General features: G+C 59.8%; 15 protein-coding genes. 11 read left to right on the forward strand and 4 right to left on the reverse strand.

The window, feature by feature from the left end:
* Window positions 1–455 precede the first annotated feature (455 nt).
* Together fadA and fadB are read right to left on the reverse strand one after the other, a co-directional pair.
* Window positions 456–1,631: an acetyl-CoA C-acyltransferase FadA gene (gene fadA, locus Q0Y02_RS12375; protein WP_297768787.1), complete on the reverse strand. Its 1,176-nt coding sequence runs from the start codon at window positions 1,629–1,631 to the stop codon at window positions 456–458.
* A gap of 26 nt (window positions 1,632–1,657) precedes the next feature.
* Window positions 1,658–3,805, reverse strand: a complete 2,148-nt coding sequence (gene fadB, locus Q0Y02_RS12380) for a fatty acid oxidation complex subunit alpha FadB (protein WP_297768790.1) — start codon at window positions 3,803–3,805, stop codon at window positions 1,658–1,660.
* A 442-nt stretch (window positions 3,806–4,247) separates the two neighbouring features.
* Here fadB and recJ point away from each other — a divergent pair, with 442 nt between their 5' ends.
* From recJ to Q0Y02_RS12420, 8 genes are all read left to right on the forward strand, one after another.
* Window positions 4,248–5,972, forward strand: coding sequence for a single-stranded-DNA-specific exonuclease RecJ (gene recJ, locus Q0Y02_RS12385; protein WP_297768793.1), 1,725 nt, complete (start codon window positions 4,248–4,250; stop codon window positions 5,970–5,972).
* Window positions 5,973–6,346: 374 nt separating this feature from the next.
* Window positions 6,347–6,631 (forward strand): hypothetical protein, encoded by a 285-nt coding sequence (locus tag Q0Y02_RS12390; RefSeq protein WP_035247581.1) that lies wholly within the window; start codon window positions 6,347–6,349, stop codon window positions 6,629–6,631.
* Between the two features lie 427 nt (window positions 6,632–7,058).
* Window positions 7,059–8,175 (forward strand): peptide chain release factor 2 gene (gene prfB / locus Q0Y02_RS12395; RefSeq protein WP_297768802.1). Its coding sequence is split into 2 segments (ribosomal slippage): window positions 7,059–7,130 and window positions 7,132–8,175, totalling 1,116 coding nucleotides; the frame shifts between segments, so codons are not numbered across the junction.
* Between the two features lie 96 nt (window positions 8,176–8,271).
* Window positions 8,272–9,771 carry a lysine--tRNA ligase gene (lysS, locus tag Q0Y02_RS12400; RefSeq protein WP_297768805.1) on the forward strand — a complete coding sequence of 500 codons (1,500 nt, stop codon included), beginning with the start codon at window positions 8,272–8,274 and terminating at the stop codon, window positions 9,769–9,771.
* A 116-nt stretch (window positions 9,772–9,887) separates the two neighbouring features.
* Window positions 9,888–10,556: a TetR family transcriptional regulator gene (locus tag Q0Y02_RS12405; RefSeq protein ID WP_297768809.1), complete on the forward strand. Its 669-nt coding sequence runs from the start codon at window positions 9,888–9,890 to the stop codon at window positions 10,554–10,556.
* 22 nt (window positions 10,557–10,578) lie between these two features.
* Window positions 10,579–11,241 carry a uracil-DNA glycosylase gene (ung, locus tag Q0Y02_RS12410; RefSeq protein ID WP_297769442.1) on the forward strand — a complete coding sequence of 221 codons (663 nt, stop codon included), beginning with the start codon at window positions 10,579–10,581 and terminating at the stop codon, window positions 11,239–11,241.
* 161 nt (window positions 11,242–11,402) lie between these two features.
* Complete coding sequence (locus Q0Y02_RS12415) at window positions 11,403–12,515, forward strand: enoyl-CoA hydratase/isomerase family protein (RefSeq protein ID WP_297768812.1); 1,113 nt, start codon at window positions 11,403–11,405, stop codon at window positions 12,513–12,515.
* Between the two features lie 259 nt (window positions 12,516–12,774).
* Entirely contained in the window at window positions 12,775–14,268 is a 1,494-nt protein-coding gene (locus Q0Y02_RS12420) for a cytochrome c peroxidase (protein ID WP_297768815.1), read from the forward strand.
* 220 nt (window positions 14,269–14,488) lie between these two features.
* Here the strand turns inward: Q0Y02_RS12420 and Q0Y02_RS12425 are convergent, their stop codons facing one another.
* Window positions 14,489–15,427 carry a folate-binding protein gene (locus tag Q0Y02_RS12425; RefSeq protein ID WP_297768818.1) on the reverse strand — a complete coding sequence of 313 codons (939 nt, stop codon included), beginning with the start codon at window positions 15,425–15,427 and terminating at the stop codon, window positions 14,489–14,491.
* Window positions 15,428–15,657: 230 nt separating this feature from the next.
* Between Q0Y02_RS12425 and Q0Y02_RS12430 the strand changes: the two genes are divergently transcribed.
* Window positions 15,658–15,918 (forward strand): succinate dehydrogenase assembly factor 2, encoded by a 261-nt coding sequence (locus tag Q0Y02_RS12430; RefSeq protein WP_297768821.1) that lies wholly within the window; start codon window positions 15,658–15,660, stop codon window positions 15,916–15,918.
* Window positions 15,884–16,279 (forward strand): hypothetical protein, encoded by a 396-nt coding sequence (locus tag Q0Y02_RS12435; protein WP_297768825.1) that lies wholly within the window; start codon window positions 15,884–15,886, stop codon window positions 16,277–16,279. Before Q0Y02_RS12430 ends, Q0Y02_RS12435 begins: the two co-directional genes overlap by 35 nt.
* Before the next feature lie 151 nt (window positions 16,280–16,430).
* Here Q0Y02_RS12435 and nadB read toward each other — a convergent pair whose 3' ends face one another.
* Window positions 16,431–18,023 (reverse strand): L-aspartate oxidase, encoded by a 1,593-nt coding sequence (nadB, locus tag Q0Y02_RS12440; RefSeq protein ID WP_297768827.1) that lies wholly within the window; start codon window positions 18,021–18,023, stop codon window positions 16,431–16,433.
* 169 nt (window positions 18,024–18,192) lie between these two features.
* Between nadB and rpoE the strand changes: the two genes are divergently transcribed.
* On the forward strand, window positions 18,193–18,777 hold the full coding sequence (gene rpoE / locus Q0Y02_RS12445; RefSeq protein WP_297768830.1) for an RNA polymerase sigma factor RpoE: 585 nt from the start codon (window positions 18,193–18,195) through the stop codon (window positions 18,775–18,777).
* The last annotated feature ends 1 nt before the right edge of the window (window position 18,778 follow it).

An 18,778-nucleotide genomic window follows, 5' to 3' on the forward strand; every position in this document is an offset into this window, starting at 1 on the left:
TTTGATAACACTACGCTGCCTGCCGAGGGAACAACAACCACGAACAGCGAACATCAGGACGCCTACATCTTGGCAGGCCACCTACGGATCTATTAATGGATAGTCTGCATGAGGCGGTGTATGGCTAAGGTGAAGAAGAGCATTACGGTGACAGATCAGCAGGCTAGTTGGATCAAGGCCCAGATCAGGAACGGACATTATGGTGATGAGAGTGAAGAGGTGTGTGAGCTTATCCGTATGGAGATACGGCAGAGATCATGCGGGTGCCAGATCGTCAGGATATGATGGCAATGTATAAATCCCGCACAAAGAAAAACCCCGGCGGGTAGCCGGGGTTTTTTGTTTCCAATCCCGCCCTTGTGAGGCAGGGCCGGAAATTGGTGTGGGAGCAGGGCGGTTGTCAAAAGCGCCCTCTCCCCAAACCCCTCTCCCGCAAGCGGGAGAGGGGCTTAAGATCACACCCGCTCGATCACGGTAGCAATACCCTGACCCAGGCCGATACACATGGTGGCCAGGCCGAGCTTGCCGCCTTTCCATTCCAGTACGTTCAGCAGGGTGCCGGTGATACGCGCACCGGAGCAGCCCAGCGGGTGACCCAGGGCGATGGCGCCGCCGTTCAGGTTCACTTTCTGGTCGGCTACGTCCAGCAGCTTCAGGTCCTTCATGACGGGCAGGGACTGGGCGGCGAACGCTTCGTTCAGCTCCACGTAGTCGATGTCGTCGATGGTCAGACCCGCGCGGGCCAGGGCCTTCTGGGTGGCCGGTACGGGACCGTAACCCATGATGGCGGCGTCGCAACCAGCCACGGCCATGGAGACGATCCTGGCGCGGGGCTTGAGACCCATTGCTTCGGCCTTGGCGGCGCTCATGACCAGCATGGCGGAGGCGCCATCGGACAGGGCAGAGGAGGTACCGGCAGTCACCGTACCGTTGGCCGGGTCGAATACCGGACGCAGTTTCTGCATGTCTTCCAGGGTAGCACCGGGGCGGATCACTTCGTCGATCTCGCACAGGACCTTGTTGCCTTCCTGATCGTGACCTTCGATGGGAACGATCTCGTTCTTCCAGCGACCTTCCTGAGTGGCTTCCCAGGCCAGGCGGTGGGAACGCACACCGAATTCGTCCTGCTTCTCACGGCTGATGCCGTGCATCTTGCCCAGCATTTCCGCAGTCAGGCCCATCATGTTGGAGGCCTTGGCGGTCACTTTGGACATTTCCGGGTTCAGGTCGATGCCGTGATCCATGGCCACGTGGCCCATGTGCTCCACACCACCGATGACGAACACGTCGCCGTTGCCGGTCTGGATGGCCTGGGCGGCGGAGTGCAGGGCCTGCATGGAAGAACCGCACAGACGGTTCACGGTCTGCGCAGCGCTGGTGCGCGGTAGGCCGGCCAGCATGGAGATGTTACGGGCGATGTTCATGCCCTGTTCTTTGGTCTGGTTTACGCAGCCCCAGATCACGTCTTCGGTCTGCTGGATGTCCCAGTTGGGGTTACGCTCCATGAGCGCTTCCACCAGCAGGGCAGACAGTTTTTCGGCACGCACATTACGGAACTGGCCATTACGGCTCTTGCCCATGGGGGTACGGACCGCATCGACGATGACTACGTCATTAGGATTCAAACTCATTTCTCTAACTCCTTTCAGTCCGTGGCTTAGGCGAAGAAAGACTCGCCCTTGGCGGCCATGTCTTTGAGCATCTGCGGTGCTTCGTAGATGCCACCCAGGTGCGCGTACTTGTCACACAGCGCGACGAATTCTTTCACGCCGAGGCTGTCGATGTAGCGCAGCGGACCACCACGGAAGGGAGGGAAGCCGATGCCGTAGATCATGGCCATGTCGGCCTCGGCAGCGGAACCTACGATGTTGTCTTCCAGGCAGCGAACGGTTTCGGTGCACATGGGAATCATCATGCGGGCGATGATTTCTTCCGCATCGAATTCCTGGGTGTCGGCGACGTGGGGCTTGATCAGTTCGTAGGTCTTTTCGTCGACCACTTTCTGAGTCTTGCCTTTCTTGTCCTGCTCGTACTTGTAGAAACCAACGCCGTTCTTCTGGCCATAACGCTCGTTTTCGAACATCACGGTGGAGACGTCTTTGAAGTCGTACTGCATACGCTCGGGGAAGCCGTCTGCCATTACCTGGGCGGCGTGAACACCGGTGTCGATGCCGACCACGTCCATCAGGTAGGCGGGGCCCATGGGCCAGCCGAACTTCTGCATCACTTTATCAACGGCCTGGAAATCGGCACCGTCGCGCATCAGCATGCCGAAGCCGCCGAAGTAGGGGAACAGTACGCGGTTAACCAGGAAGCCGGGGCAGTCGTTGACCACGATGGGGGTTTTGCCCATTTTCTGGGCGTAGGCCACCAGGGTGCCAACGGTTTCGTCGGAGGTCTTCTCGCCACGGATCACTTCCACCAGCGGCATCATGTGTACCGGGTTGAAGAAGTGCATACCGGCGAAGTTTTCCGGCTTCTTCAGGGCTTCGGCCAGCTTGGTGATGGAGATGGTGGAGGTGTTGGACGCCAGGATAGTGCCGTCTTCCACTTTCTCTTCGGTTTCGGCCAGAACGGACTGCTTGATCTTCTGGTTCTCGACCACCGCTTCCACGATCACGCCAACGTTACCGAAGTCGCCGTAGTTCAGGGTGGGGCGGATGTTGGACAGCACTTTGCCCATGCCGGCCGCATCCAGTTTGCCTTTGCTGACGCGCTTGGCGAGCAGCTTGGAGGCTTCGTTCATGCCCAGGTCCAGCGCCTTGTCGGCGATGTCCTTCATGATGATGGGGGTGCCTTTCAGGGCGGACTGGAAGGCGATACCGCCACCCATGATGCCGGCGCCCAGTACGGCGGCCTGCTCAAAGCCTTTGGAGGCCTTGGCGGTTTTGCCGTTGACCTTCTTCACCTGCTGGTCTGCCAGGAACAGGCCGACCATGGCGGTGGCTTGCGGGGTCTTGGCCACTTTGGCGAAGCCTTTGGCTTCCACTTCCAGCGCCTGGTCGCGGTTCATGCCGGCGTGAGCCTGCATGGTTTTGACGGCAGCGACGGGAGCGGGGTAGTTCTTGCCAGCCTGACCCTGGACCATGGCCATGCAGGTCTGGAAGGCCATCATGTTTTCCATGGGCGGCAGCTTCAGGGGCTCGAGCTTTTCCTGACGCTTGGCGCGGAAATCGATCTTGCCGGCCAGGCACTGCTTGACCAGGTCGATGGCAGCGTCGTTGACCTTGTCGTGAGCAACCACGGCATCGGCAACACCCACTTTCAGGGCCTTGTCGGCGCGATGCTGACCGCCAGCGGCGATCCACTCAACGGCGTTGTCCACACCGATAACACGGGGCAGACGCACGGTGCCGCCGAAGCCCGGGTACAGGCCCAGCTTCACTTCCGGCAGTCCCACCTGGGCTTTTTCGCTCAGTACACGGAAGTCTGCGGCCAGGCACATTTCCAGGCCGCCACCCAGGGCGATGCCGTTAACGGCAACCACTTTGGGGATGTCCAGATCTTCAAAGGCATTGAAGACCTGGTTGGATTTCAGACACCAGCCGGCGATTTCGTCTTCCGGCAGTTTGAACATGTCTGTGAATTCGGTGATGTCGGCGCCAACGATGAAAACCGACTTGCCGGAGGTCACGACCAGGCCCTTGATGTCGCTGTTGCCTTTAATGGCATCGACGGCCTTACCGAGATCTTCCACGGTTTCCTGATTGAACTTGTTAACGGACTCGCCCTGAAGGTCAAACTTCAGTTCGGCGATGCCGTCGTCAAGCAGTTGTACGCTTACGGCGTTGCCTTGATAGATCATAGCTTCTGCTCTCCAGTCCCAAAGTACGCGGCTAACTTGGCCGCTTTGGTATTGCCCCGGTCCCCGAAAATGGGGGAGGCGGCGTCATTCATGTGAGTGTTTGCTTACATAAACAACGAAACTCGTAGGCCCGCAAGTATAGGGAAGGTGAATGACTTTTTTAGCCCCAATTTGTGACTAATTAGTCGTGGGGCCGGTGGATGGGTGGCGGTTGGTGAAAAAAACATCACTTGCGACCTGTGATAGTGCTGTTCCGGGTGCGGCGTGGCAGACTGCCTGCCTTGATGGTCAACCCCGTTCTCGTAGGAGCTATGCTTGCATGGCGAACCGTTGAGGCATGTTTCCTGTCACGTAGCTACTAACCTGAAAGCCTTTCGCCATGCGAGCATGGCTCCTACAGCGTGCGTGATAGCACCGAGCCCATACCGAGCCTTATATACCGATGCCCGTAGACAAACTCAGCCTGCCCGCCATTACCCGCCGCCCACGGCACACCCCGGATTGGCCGGATGTGCCGCCGTTGCTGGCGCGGATTCTGGCCGGGCGGGGGGTGGATGACCCGGCGCAGCTGGACCTGGCGCTCAAGCGCTTACCGCATCCGTCTTCCTTCACAGGACTGCGTGGGGCCGTGGAGCTGCTGTTACAAGGCCGATCCGACCACTGGCGTATCTGTATTGTCGGCGACTACGACGCCGATGGCGCCACCGCCACCACCCTGATGGTGCGCGGGCTGGAACTGCTGGGCTTCCCGCGCCCGGAGTTCCTGGTGCCGGATCGTTTCGAATACGGCTACGGCCTGTCGCCGGCCATCGTTGAGCTGGCCCAGCAGCAGTACCAGCCGGACCTGATAGTTACCGTGGATAACGGCATCGCCAGCGTGGATGGCGTGGCTGCTGCCCGGGCCCGGGGCATCAAGGTGCTGATCACCGATCACCACCTGCCCGGTGACACCCTGCCGGACGCCGATGCACTGGTGAACCCGCGCCTGCCGGGCTGTGAGGATTTCCCCGCCGCCAACCTGGCCGGTGTCGGTGTCGCCTTCTATTTATTGATGGATCTGCAACGGGCCCTGCGCGAGCAGGGTTTTACGCCTACGGCACCGATCACCGATCTGCTGGACCTGGTAGCGCTGGGGACGGTGGCGGATGTGGTGTCCCTGGACGATGCCAACCGGGTTCTGGTGGAGCAGGGCCTGCGCCGTATCCGCGCCGGCAAGGGCTGCCCGGGCATCCGCGCCCTGTTGCAGGTGGCCGGGCGCGACCCGAACCGGGCCCTGGCGGCGGACATGGGCTTTGCCGTGGGCCCGCGTCTGAACGCGGCGGGGCGCCTGTCGGACATGACCCACGGCATCGCCTGCCTGCTGGCGGAGACCGACGCTGAGGCTCTGGAGATGGCCCAGGAGCTGGACACCATCAACCGCGAGCGCCGCTCCATCGAGCACGGCATGCGCGATGCGGCCATGGTGGAAGTGTCGCGGCTGAACCCGGAAAACCTGCCGGCAGGGCTGTGCCTGTATGGCAAGGAATGGCACGAAGGGGTGGTGGGGATTCTCGCCTCGCGGGTGAAGGAAGCCATTCACCGGCCGGTGATCGCCTTTGCCCCGGCCCAGCAGCCCGGTACCTTGAAGGGCTCTGGCCGCTCGATCCCCGGCCTGCATCTGCGTGATGCCCTGGATGCGGTGGCCACCGCCAACCCGGGACTGCTGAGCAAGTTCGGCGGCCACGCCATGGCGGCTGGGCTGTCCCTGGAGCGAGACAAGCTGGACCAGTTCAAGGTGGCCTTTGAAAAAGCGGTCAGCGAGCTGTTGTCGCCCAAGGCACTGGAAAAGGTGGTGGAGACCGATGGCGAGCTGGATGACCACGAGCTGTCATTGAGCAATGCCGAGCTGCTCAGTCATCGCTTTCCCTGGGGGCAGGGCTTCCCGGCCCCAAGCTTCGATGGCGAGTTCGAGGTGCTCAAGCACCGCATCGTCGGCGAGCGTCACCTTAAACTGACCCTGGGCCTGCCCGGCGTCAGCGGCATCATCGATGCCATCCACTTCAATGTACCGGTGGAAACCCTGCCCAAGCGGATCAGCCGGGTGCGCGGCGTCTATCGGCTGGAAGTGAACGAATTCCGCGGCCAGCGTAACCCGCAGTTGCTGTTCGAGCATTTGATTCCGCTGTAACGCCGTCCCGTCACTACATCGCCCCTGTAGGAGCGGCGCTTGAGCCGCGAACCGGTCACCGGATAACACCGAAAATTCCGGGGGGCTTGGTGATCTCTGCGCCCTCTGTGATGTCATTGTGGTAAATCGAACTTGGGGTTCGCGGCTCAAGCGCCGCTCCTACGGGGGAGGGAGGTAGGGAGGTGTGAAAGTAGCTGTTTCGTAAAATTGTCGACAATGCTGTCGGCGGCCCGGGTTTTTGCTAGCATTGCGCCTCGCGCTCACCATCGGGCGCCTGTTTTACCAGGGTGCGGCCCAAAAGGCCGTGCCGGCATTGACTGCGCGGGGTGGCTATCGTCCACCGTCGTGTTGTGTCCTTAACGGAGGGGACTCAAATGAAGACCATACACAAGCACCGCCTGAAGGTGGTCAACGAGGTGCAGGAGCTGCGCCTGCCCGAAGAAGGCAAGGTACTGCGGGTGGATTACATCCCCCAGGAAGCGGTGATTTTCATGTGGGTGGAAGTGGACGCGGACACCGTGATCGACACCCCGAAAGAAGTGCGCACCTTCAAGGTGTTCACCACCGGTTCCGGTATTCCCAATAATGCCCGCTATATCGGTACCACCATTGATAACATGAAGGGCGAGGCTCACCACGTCTACGAGTTGAGAGACTGATCTGGCCGCGTCGTTGGCGGCACGATCCGTGACATCTTCAAAGCCGCTGTAGGAACGGAGCGTAGCGGAGTAAAGCACGCATTTCCGTGCGGCCCGAAGGGTGAGCGAAGCGAATAACTCCTCTTGAGGGACGAATCCGAGCCCTGGCGAGGAGACAGCCGATGTGGGCGTCACCTGATCCTTCTGGAGGCCCGGGTTGCTCTGCTACTCCGAACCGAATCTGGGGTAGGCTCTGCGGACGATTTCCACGCTGATGCGTGGTTCGTCCCTCAAGAGGAACTCCTACAGCGGCTTCGTTATAAACGTGCGGGCCGCGCTCCTGCGGCGAAGGCGGAGGTGCCGCCCCTCGTCAGTTAACCCGCAAACCGTTAGACTGCGCTGTTTTCCGCGTATCAATTCTGCCAAGCACTGATTCTAGAGAGACGTAATGGAAGTCAATCCGCTGCGAACCCATCTTTCCGACCTGTCTGAGCGTGTCGAAGCGCTTAGGGGGTATCTTTGACTACGATCAGAAGAGTGAACGTCTGACCGAAGTCGAGCGCGAGCTTGAAAACCCGGATGTCTGGAGCGACCCGGACTATGCCCGGGGCCTGGGCAAGGAACGCGCCCAGCTGGAGCTGGTCGTCAACACCATCAACAACGCCTCCCAGGGGGTGGAAGACACCTCCGGCCTGCTGGAGCTGGTGGTGGAAGAGGGCGATGAAGACAGCCTGCCGGAAGTAGAAAGCGAGCTGGCGCGGCTGGAGAAGATGGTGGCAGATCTGGAATTCCGCCGCATGTTCTCCGGGCAGATGGATGCCTGTAGCGCCTACCTGGATATCCAGGCCGGCTCCGGTGGCACCGAGGCCCAGGATTGGGGCGAAATGATGCTGCGCATGTACCTGCGCTGGGGCGAGGCCCACGGTTTCAAGACCGAGCTGGTGGAAGCCTCTGCCGGTGATGTGGCCGGTATCAAGTCTGCCACGGTGCGTTTTGAAGGTGAGTACGCCTACGGCTGGCTGCGTACCGAAACCGGCGTGCACCGACTGGTGCGCAAGAGCCCGTTCGATTCCGGCGGCCGCCGCCATACCTCGTTCAGCTCGGTGTTTGTGTCCCCGGAAGTGGACGACGATATCGACGTGAATATCGACGTGGGCAGCATGCGGGTGGACACCTACCGAGCCTCCGGCGCCGGTGGCCAGCACGTTAACCGAACCGATTCCGCGGTGCGCCTGACCTATGATTACACCGACGAAGGTGGCGAGAAGCACACCCTGGTGACCCAGTGCCAGAGCGGGCGAAGCCAGCACCAGAACAAGGACCAGGCCCTGAAGATGATGCAGGCCAAGGTCTATGAAGTGGAAATGCAGCGCCGCAACGCGGAAAAGCAGGTCCAGGAAAGCAACAAGTCGGATATTGGCTGGGGCAGCCAGATCCGCTCCTATGTACTGGATGATGGCCGCATCAAGGATCTGCGCACCGGCGTAGAGAGCCACAATACCCAGCAAGTATTGGACGGTGCGCTGGATCAGTTTATTGAAGCGTCCCTGAAAGCAGGATTGTAATTCCGGGAAGCGGGGACCCCTGGCGGCCCCCGCTGTATTAACAAGCAGCATCAGCCTTGCCAGCAGGCAGGCGAGAGACCGAATTAAGGTAACCCGATGGCCGACGAGCAACAGACACAGACTGATCCCCAGGAAACGTCTCAGGACGAAAACCGCCTGATCGCCGAGCGCCGCGCCAAACTGGCCGACCTGCGTGAGGCGGGCAACGCCTTCCCCAATCACTTCCGTCGCGATTTCCTGGCCGCTGACCTGCAGGCGCAGTATGGCGAGTTCAGCAAGGAAGAGCTGGCTGAGAAGAACATTCAGGTCGCTGTTGCCGGCCGTATGATGCTCGATCGCAAGGCTTTCAAGGTGCTGCAGGACATGTCCGGGCGCATTCAGGTTTATGCCTCCAAGGACGTGCAGAAAGACACCAAACACTGGGATCTGGGCGATATCGTTGGTGTGAAAGGCATCCTGTGCAAATCGGGCAAGGGTGACCTGTACGTGATGATGGATGAATACCTGCTGCTCACCAAGGCACTGCGTCCGCTGCCGGAAAAGCACAAGGGCCTCACCGATACCGAAGCTCGCTACCGTCAGCGCTACGTGGATCTGATCGTTAACGAAGAGACCCGCAAGGCCTTCCAGATCCGCTCGAAGATGGTGGCGGGTATCCGCAACTTCCTGGTAGAGAAAGACTTCGTGGAAGCGGAAACCCCCATGCTGCAGGTGATTCCTGGTGGTGCCACCGCACGGCCCTTCATTACCCACCACAACAGCCTGGACATGGACATGTACCTGCGCATCGCGCCGGAACTGTACCTCAAGCGTCTGGTGGTAGGCGGTTTCGAGAAGGTGTTCGAGATCAACCGCAACTTCCGCAACGAAGGACTTTCCACCCGTCATAATCCGGAATTCACCATGCTGGAGTTCTACCAGGCATTCGGTGATTACCACGATCTGATGAACCTGACCGAGGAAATGCTGCGCAAGCTGGCCCAGGACGTGCTGGGTACCACGGAGGTGAGTTATCAGGGTGATGTGTACGATTTTGGTAAACCCTTTACCCGGATAACGGTTTTCGATTCGATTTTGCATTTTAATCCGGATATCGACCCGGCGAAGCTGGCGGATCTGGACGGGGCCCGCGCCATCGCCGAGTCACTGGGGATTGCGCTGAAGGACGGTTACGGCCTGGGTAAGGTGCAGATCGAGATCTTCGAGAAGACGGTGGAGCACCGCCTGAAAGATCCGACCTTCATCACCGAGTACCCCACGGAAGTGTCGCCGCTGGCCCGTCGTATGGACGATAATCCGTTTGTGACCGAGCGCTTCGAGTTCTTCGTGGGTGGCCGCGAAATCGCCAACGGCTTCTCGGAGCTGAACGATGCGGAAGATCAGGCTGAACGTTTCCGTCAGCAGGTAGCGGAAAAGGATGCCGGCGATGATGAAGCCATGTTCTACGACGAGGACTATGTGATCGCGTTGGAACATGGTCTGCCGCCGACAGCCGGTGAGGGCATTGGCATCGATCGGCTGGTAATGTTGTTTACGGATTCACCGTCCATTCGGGACGTGATCCTGTTCCCGCACATGCGCCCCCAGGGGCGCTGAGGCTGAATTGGGGCACGGTTTGTGCCCCGGCTTGCGGTTAAGAAAGTGGGAGAGCGACACAACACATCCCCTCAGGGGGGAGTACCGGGCTGAATCAACAAAGGCTGACTGTGTCCATGAGTAGTGCAATTCAATACCAAGGAAGAAAAGCGCGTCGCGCCGGCAGTGAACAGCGTCGCCAGGCAATTCTCGAAGCCGCGCTGAATATTATTGTCAAAGAGGGTATCCGTGCAGTACGTCACCGGGCGGTGGCCCGTGAGGCGGAGGTGCCCCTGTCGGCAACCACCTACTACTTCAAAGATATCTCCGACCTGATCGCCGATACCTTCACCCTGTTCGCCGAACGGGCGCTCAAGGATGTCATCGAGCCGTTCAAGGAACGGGCCTTTGCCCTGTTGTCGCAATTTTCCCGTGACAGTCTTGCCGATGCGCAAGAGCGCCAGCGCCTGATCGATATGATGGGCAAAATGATGGCGGCCTTTATCGTCGACGAGCTGAATACCCGCCGTGGTCACCTGGTGGCGGAGCAGGCGTTCATGCAGGAAGCGATCATGGATAGCCGCCTGCGTGAGTTGGCGGATCTGTACCTGCACCAGCAGCTGGAAAGCCTGATGATCGCCACGGAACTGTTCGGCAGCAGCAATCCGCGCCTGGATGCGGAGCTGATTCTCATGGCGATGATGTCCATCGAACAGCGTCTGCTGGTACACCCGGAGAAAATCTCCGAGGAGTTCGTCGAGGTACGTATGTGTAACCTGCTGGACAAGTTGTTGCCCCGTGGCTGACAGCAGCGCAGAGAACGTACAACTGGAGCCTGGCTGGAAGCAGCACCTGGCCGGGGAGTTCGAACAGGACTATATGGCCCGGCTGCGGGCTTTCCTGGCCGATGAAAAGCGGGCCGGGAAAACCGTGTTTCCGCCCGGCCCGGATATCTTCAATGCCTTCAACCTGACGCCCTTCGACAAGGTGGAGGTGGTGATCCTGGGCCAGGACCCATACCACGGTCCGGATCAGGCCCATGGCCTGTGTTTTTCCGTGCAGCGAGGCGTCAAAACCCCACCGTCGCTGGTCAATATCTACAAGGAAATACATCGGGATCTGGGTATCGAGATCCCGCCCCATGGCAATCTGACTCACTGGGCGGAGCAGGGCGTGCTGCTGCTCAATGCGGTGCTTACCGTGGAGGCCGGCCAGGCCGCCTCTCACCAGAAGCAGGGCTGGGAGCAGTTCACCGACCAGGCCATCGAGCACCTGAACCGGGAAAGAGAGGGGCTGGTTTTCCTGCTTTGGGGCAGCCATGCCCAGAAGAAGGGGAAGCTGATCGACCGCAACAAGCACTGCGTACTCACCGCCCCGCACCCGTCGCCCTTGTCCGCCCACCGGGGCTTCCTCGGCTGCGGCCATTTCTCCAGGGCCAATCAGTATTTGTTGCAGCAGGGTAAGACGGCCATCGACTGGAAAATCAGTTAATAGTGAACAGTTAAGAGTGAATAGCTCGCGAGAGGTTCTTTTGTTTTTCAAAGCAAGAGGCCGCGCCCAGAATTTTGGCGCGGCCTCTTGGCTATCAACATCACTAGCCCGCGCGCTATTAACTGTTCACTATTAACTATTCACTGCTTTATGGAGTTGTCGTGTCTGACTGCGTGTTGTTTTCCGAAATCGAAACCCGCTGCGGCCGTGTGATCGCCCGGGCCACCCTGAATGCCCCCAAAGCCCTCAATGCCCTGAGCCTGGAAATGATCCAGACCCTGAGCAAGCAGATGGACGAATGGGAGCAGCGTGACGATGTGGTGGCGATCTGGCTGGACGGCGCCGGGGGCAAGGCGTTCTGTGCCGGCGGTGATATCGTGCAGATGCACAAGTCCATGGTGAAGCATGCCGGGCAGGGCAGAAATCCCTTCACGGAGCAGTACTTCGCCGAGGAATACGCCCTGGATTACCGCCTCCACACCAGCCGGATCCCGGTGGTGGTGTTTGGCGATGGCATTGTCATGGGCGGTGGCATGGGGCTGCTGCAGGGCGCGGATTTCCGTCTGGTGACACCGCGTTCGCGCATGGCCATGCCGGAAATTACCATTGGCCTGTTCCCGGATGTGGGCGGCAGCTGGTTCCTGAATCGTTTGCCGGGTCGCGCGGGGCTGTTCCTGGGCCTGACCGGTGTGCACATCAATGGCCGCGAAGCGGTGGAAATCGGCATGGCCGACCGTATGGTGGATGGCGATGCGGATAACCTGCTGGCGGCGCTGGCGGAGCAGGACTTCGCCGATGACGTCACCGACAACCGGGCCGTGCTCTATCGTCTGTTCAAGCAACAGGCCGCGGACATGAGTGAGCTGCCTCAACCGCTGATGGATCACCTGCCGCAGATTAATCGCCTCTGCGACGGCGAGAGCCTGCCGGTGGTGGTGGAGCAGCTGCTGACTGCCAAGGATCGCGATGCCTGGCTGGACAAGGCGCTGGGTAACCTGGAGCGCGGCTGCCCGCAAACCGCGCACCTGGTGTGGGAGCAGCTGGCCCGTTCCACCTATTTGTCCCTGGCCGATATTTTCCGCATGGAATGGTGTCTGGCGGTACAGTGCTCTCTGCACGGCGACTTCCGCGAAGGGGTACGCGCCTTGCTCATCGACAAGGACGGTAACCCCGGCTTCCGTCACCGCAGCGTCAATGATGTTCCTAGAGAATACATTGAGGGTTTCTTCGAGTGCCCGGCGCCAAAGCACCCGTTAGAGGCAATTGATAGTTGATAATAGATAATTGATAACGGCGCGAGCCGGGCTTTCATGGTTCGTAAAGCAAAGAGGCCGCGTCCGCTGTTTGGGCGCGGCTTCTTGCGTTTGTGGCCACTGCCACGACCAAGCTGCAGGCTATTCACTGCTCACTAATGACTAGACCCCTTCGCCCTCATTGCTGTGAATTTTTTATAAATGCCTTGTTTATTGTGTGGGTTTGGTAAAAAATCAGCCCGCAAACAATATGCAATAAATCACACTTTTGGGGAAAGGGATGATACAGAGTCCATGGACGGTCAGTGGGGTACTGGCGTGTCTGTTGCTGCTAGGTGGTTGTGGTGGTGACAGTAATGACAAAGCGAGTTTCCAGCCAACGCTGGATGAACGAGTGTCCGCAGTAGCACAGCAGCAGGGAATCAGTGGCGACCCGAGTGTGGGCCGGAGCCTACCGGATATTGCGTCGCCCAAGGCGCAGCTGGGCATGCAGCTTTTCTTTAGCAAGGGCCTGGGGGGAGATCTGGACTCCGCTTGTGTTTCCTGTCACCACCCCATGCTGGGTGGCGGTGATGACCTTTCCCTGTCGATTGGCGTGGAAGCAGTTCAGCCGGACCTGCTGGGGCCAGGGCGCCTGCATTTGAGCACCGGAACGCATTTTGACGGCGGGCCGACGGTGCCACGTAATGCGCCTTCCACGTTCAATATCGTGTTCTACGATGAAGTGCTGTTTCACGACGGCCGGGTAGAAAGCCTGGACAAGACTGCCGGCCTGAATGGCGCCGGTGGGGGCATCCGCACGCCGGACAGCGCCTTTGGAGTGGCGGACCCGGATGCCGGAGCCAACCTCTCCATAGCCCAGGCTCGTTTCCCGGTAACATCCCCGGAGGAAATGCGCGGTTTCAGTTTTGAGGCTGGCAATAATAATGCCGCGTTGCGTACCCACCTTGAGCAGCGGTTGCGTGGCAGCGATGTTGAGCTCGCGCTAGTGACCAATCAATGGCTGGATGCCTTCCGTCAGGGGTTTGAGCAACCGGCAGCGGATGCGAATACCCTGATCACCTACGACAATGTGGCAGAGGCGCTCGCCAGCTACCAGAACTCTCAGGTGCTGATCGACTCACCCTGGAAGGCTTACCTGGAAGGGGAGCTACAGGCGATTAGCGATCAGGCCAAGCGTGGCGCCTTGTTGTTTTATAACGGCAAGGAGCAAGGCGGCGCGGGCTGTGCGGGTTGCCACAGTGGTGATTTCCTGACCGACGAGCAGTTCCATGTGGTGGGAATGCCCCAGGTGGGCCGCGGTAAGGGTGATGGTCCGGATGGCAGTGAAGACTTTGGCCGTTTCCGGGAAACCGGTGATGCCGACGACAAGTACGCTTTCCGCACCCCGCATCTGCTTAATGTGACCGAAACCGGTCCCTGGGGGCATGCTGGTGGTTATACTTCGCTGGAAGCCGTTATACGCCATCACCTGAATCCGCAGCAGGCCATCGACAACTTTGATTTCAGCCAGCTGGACCCTGCCGTGCAGGTGAGCAATATGACAGCCAATACCCAGAAGGCGCTGGACCAGTTGGCCAGCCTGCGACTGGCAGGCAAGTCACAGCTGCCGGACACCGTGCTGAGCGATGAACAGGTGGATCAGTTGCTGGCGTTCCTGGAGACGCTCACCGACCCTTGCCTGAAAGATCGTGACTGCATGGCGAAATGGATCCCGGACAACACCGTGGCCGACCCGGACGGGTTGCGGCTGCAGGCCCAGTCCACACTCTAAGGTTGAGTGTCGCTTGTGGCGCGATGTTGTTGTGGCGAATGCCGCCATCGCGACGCCAGTGCTCCCCTCATTGATAGGGGCGTGGTTTTCGTAGGGTCCACTGCTTTACAACCCAAGAGGCCGCGCCCAGGCATTAGGCGCGGCCTCTTGCGTTTGAAGATAACAACGATGCGGCCTCGCGCCGCTGTTAACTATTCACTATTAACTGTTAACTGAATTCTCACTCTTTCCACGGCAACGAATAAGGCAACGCGCCAAGCTGGCTCTCCAGCGCCTGTTCTTCCCGGAATAGCACCCCATCGGTATCCCTTCGCAGCACCACCAGAGCGGCACCGCCATGTGGGGTGCGGGCGGCGCTGACCACCTCGCCGGCGGCTTTGCTGTTGCTGTCGCGCAGGGTTTCGCCCGGAGTCAGCTCCACATCGGCGCTGTAGTTGATTCGCTGCATACGCTGCTTGAGCTTGCCCTTGAAGTGCATGCGGGCGACGACTTCCTGGCCGGTGTAGCAGCCTTTCTTGAAGTTCACCCCGGCGGTGACGTCGTAATTGAGCACCTGGGGCAGAAACAGGTCTTGCGCACCGGGGTAGACCATGCCTTCGCCAGCATCGATGTCGGCGAGCTGCCAGCCGTTGGCGCCAGTGGTGGCCCGATCAGTAGCGAGGGTCTGCCAGACGTGTTCGGCGTTGTCCTGCTTGACGAGCAGCAAGGCATGGTCGGTGAAAGGGTAGCGCAGCCACAGGCCCTGATCGGTCTCGGCGCTGTTGCCGTGATCGGGGGCTTCGGCGGGGAGATTACCGGCCAGACCCAGCACCACGACATCGTCGTCCACAGTGAATTCCACCTTGGCGCGCAGCCGGTATTTCATCAATGCCTTGATCACCGCGTCGCTCAGATCCGCAGGGCATAGCAACAGGTAATCGTCGCCATCCCGGGCAATACGTGCGCTGATCAGGCCGCGGCCTTTGAGAGTCAGGTGCATGCCGTTGCGGTGGCCCTGTTGATCCACTTCGCGCAGATCGCAGGACACCTGGCCCTGCAGATAATGGCCGGCTTCTTCGCCATGGGCGCGGATCACGGCCAGGTGGTCGCAATGACTGATGTAGGGAGCCTCGGCACTGTTGGCCAAGGCCTGGGCGGCAATGAAATCGGACCAGCTCATGGGGCTCCTGTTATTGCTCGTTTGGCGTGCGATAGAGATGAAAAATCATCGGACATGGTACCTGAATCCAGGCCTGCCGCGTGGTTCCATGAGGCAGGAATTTGCTGTCTCTGGCAATTTTTTGACGGCAAAGACCGGGGCTTGACGCTGGAGTCAGTAGGGCAGGTGTTGGATAATGGGCATACGGCGCGGAACGCGGTGCCGCAATTTCTGATCAGGATAATGCAGTAATGAGTCATGATGACCTGAAACGTCAATATCGTTGGCAGTGCCGCCGCGGAGCTTCGGAGGCAGAGGTAGTGTTGTTCGCCTACCTGGACGATCACTTCGATAATGAATCGCCGGAGCATCAGGCCTGGTTCCCGAAGCTGCTCGCCTGTGAAGATGCGGACATGTTCGAGTGGTTTACCCGCCGCAGTGAGCCACAAGACCCGGCATTGCGTGAGTATGTACGGCATGTCCTTGCTCTGGTCTCCGCGAAAAAAAGTTGAGCTGAATTCCTCTCGCTATCCCGCCCGGATTCGCTGGCTGGCGATGGCGGCGGTGGCCCCGGCGATTTTGCTGGCGCAAATGCCGTGGTGGGCGTCGGTATTGATGCTGCTGGCGTTGCCGCTGTTGGTATGGAGATGGCGGCCTGCCCAGCTCGCCCAGATGGAACTCCACGAACAACGCCTTACCCTCATCGGTCGCCACTGGCAGGAGCTGGAGAGCCCCCGCCGAGTCCTGCGCGCCGGCCCCTGGATGGCCATCCAGACCCCCAAAGGTTGGCTACACCTGTTCGACGACCAGGCCCCCCGGGAGCAATTGCAGCCGTTTTATCAGTGGCTGTGGACCAACAGGAAAAGCAGTTAATAGTTAACAGTGAATAGTTAACAGCGCGCGCGACAGGTTTCCGGTTCTGTTACGCAAGAGGCCGCGCCCAGAGTCTGGGCGCGGCCTCTTGCTTTGAAAATAGCAACAACGCCAACTCGCGCGCTGTTCACTATTCACTGTTAACTGTTCACTACTGTTCCGGCGTCAGCACCGTATCCACAATCTCATCATTCACCCCCGGGAAGTCGCGCATGAAATGCAGCCCCCGGCTTTCCTTGCGTTGCATGGCGGAAAGGATGATGAGTTCGGCGATGACGACCAGGTTGCGCAGTTCCAGCAGGTCGTTGCTGATGTGGTAGTTGCTGTAGTACTCGGCAATTTCGCTTTTCAGCATGTCCACCCTGTGCTGGGCGCGCTGCAGGCGTTTTTCGGTGCGTACGATGCCCACGTAATCCCACATGAAGCGGCGGAGCTCGTCCCAGTTGTGGCTGATGACCACGTCTTCGTCGGAATCAGTGACCTGGGATTCGTCCCATTCCTTGTGCTCGCGGGGGTCGGGGACGTCGGCCAGGGTGGCGCCGATGTGTTCGGCGGAAGCCTTCCCGTAGACCAGGCATTCCAGCAGGGAATTGCTGGCCATGCGGTTGGCGCCGTGCAGGCCGGTGAAGCTGGTTTCGCCGATGGCGTAGAGGCCGGGCACATCAGTCTGGCCGTTTTCGTTGATCATCACGCCGCCGCAGGTGTAGTGGGCGGCGGGCACCACCGGCATGGGATCGCGGGTGATATCCAGGCCCAGTTGCAGGCACTTGGCGTAGACGGTGGGGAAGTGCTCGATGATGAAATCTGCCGGTTTGTGGCTGATGTCCAGATACAGGCAGTCGGCGCCAAGGCGTTTCATCTCATGGTCGATGGCGCGGGCCACCACGTCCCGGGGCGCCAGTTCGCCGCGCTCGTCAAAGCGATGCATGAAGCGCTCGCCGCTGGGCAGTAGCAGGTGGCCGCCTTCGCCGCGAATCGCCTCGGTAACCAGGAAGCTCTTGGCCTTGGGGTGGTAAAGACAGGTGGGGTGGAACTGCATGAATTCCATGTTGGCCACCCGGCAGCCGGCCCGCCAGGCCATGGCGATGCCGTCGCCGGTGGCCACGTCCGGGTTGGAGGTATACAGGTACACCTTGGAGGCCCCGCCGGTGGCCAGCACCACGGCTCGAGCCAGGATCACATCGGTTTCGCCGGTGTCGATATTATGTACATAGGCCCCACAGCAACGCTTTTCGCCGTTGTGCTCCTGCAGGATCAGATCTACCGCTACCCGGTATTCAAAGCGGGTGACGTTGGGGCGGTTGCGCACCTGGCCGATCAGGGTGCCGGAGATAGCCTTGCCGGTGGCGTCGGCGGCGTGAATGATGCGCCGATGGCTGTGGCCGCCTTCGCGGGTCAGGTGATAGGGCAGGGAGCCTTCGTTGTTGCCGGCCAGACGGGTGAAATCTACCCCCAGATCAATCAGCCAGCGGATCGCATCGGGGCCGTTTTCCACGGTGTAACGCACCGCATCGTCATGGCACAGGCCGCCCCCGGCCACGTGCGTATCGGCCACATGGCTTTCCAGGGAATCCTCCTGATCCAGCACTGCGGCGACACCGCCCTGGGCATAATAGGTGCTGGCGCTGGTCAGCTCGCCTTTGGATAACAGGGCGATCCGGCAATCATCAGGCAGGCGCAGGGCGGTGGTTAATCCCGCCGCTCCGGAACCAATGATGAGTACATCGTGTCGGAAGGTGGCCATGAGCAATCCTTAGAACGCCCGAACAAATGTTCAAGCAATGTGAAAAGGGTAGGCAAAACAGCCCCATAGTATAGCCGGGACCCTCACACCTGCTACAATGGCCTGCTTTAATTGGTCGTTATGCGACCATTGCCATGTATCCGCGTTTCGCGAAAGATCCGGGGGATCGGTGTCAGACGAAGAGTTGGTCAAGAAAGCCAAAACCGGCGATCAGCGTGCCTTTGAAGTGCTGGTGCGTAAATATCAGCAGCGTATTTTCGCCCTGATCAGCCGCTATGTGCGTGACTCCGATGAAGTGCAGGACGTGGCCCAGGAAGCCTTTATCAAAGCCTGGCGTGCATTGCCCCGTTTCCGGGGTGATAGTGCTTTTTACACCTGGCTTTATCGTATTGCCGTGAATACCGCCAAGAACCATTTGGTGGCCGCTGGTCGGCGGCCACCCGGCTCGGACCTGGATGCGGCCGAGGCCGAGCAGTACGCCGGTGCAGAAATGCTGCACGAGATTGGAACCCCGGAGTCCCTCGTGTTGTCACAGGAATTGGAGGCAGTAATCCATCGAGCCATCGAAGAGCTGCCCCATGAACTGAAAACTGCCGTGACCCTGCGTGAATTCGAGGGTCTCAGCTATGAGGACATCGCGGCGGTAATGGAATGCCCGGTGGGAACTGTTCGTTCCCGTATCTTCCGGGCCCGGGAAGCAATTGATACGGCTGTGCGCCCGCTTTTGGGCTCCCAGCGTGGCGACAAAGGGTGAG

Origin of the sequence: uncultured Alcanivorax sp. (genome assembly GCF_947258575.1) — a bacterium.
In the GTDB taxonomy this organism is placed as follows: Bacteria; Pseudomonadota; Gammaproteobacteria; order Pseudomonadales; family Alcanivoracaceae; genus Alcanivorax.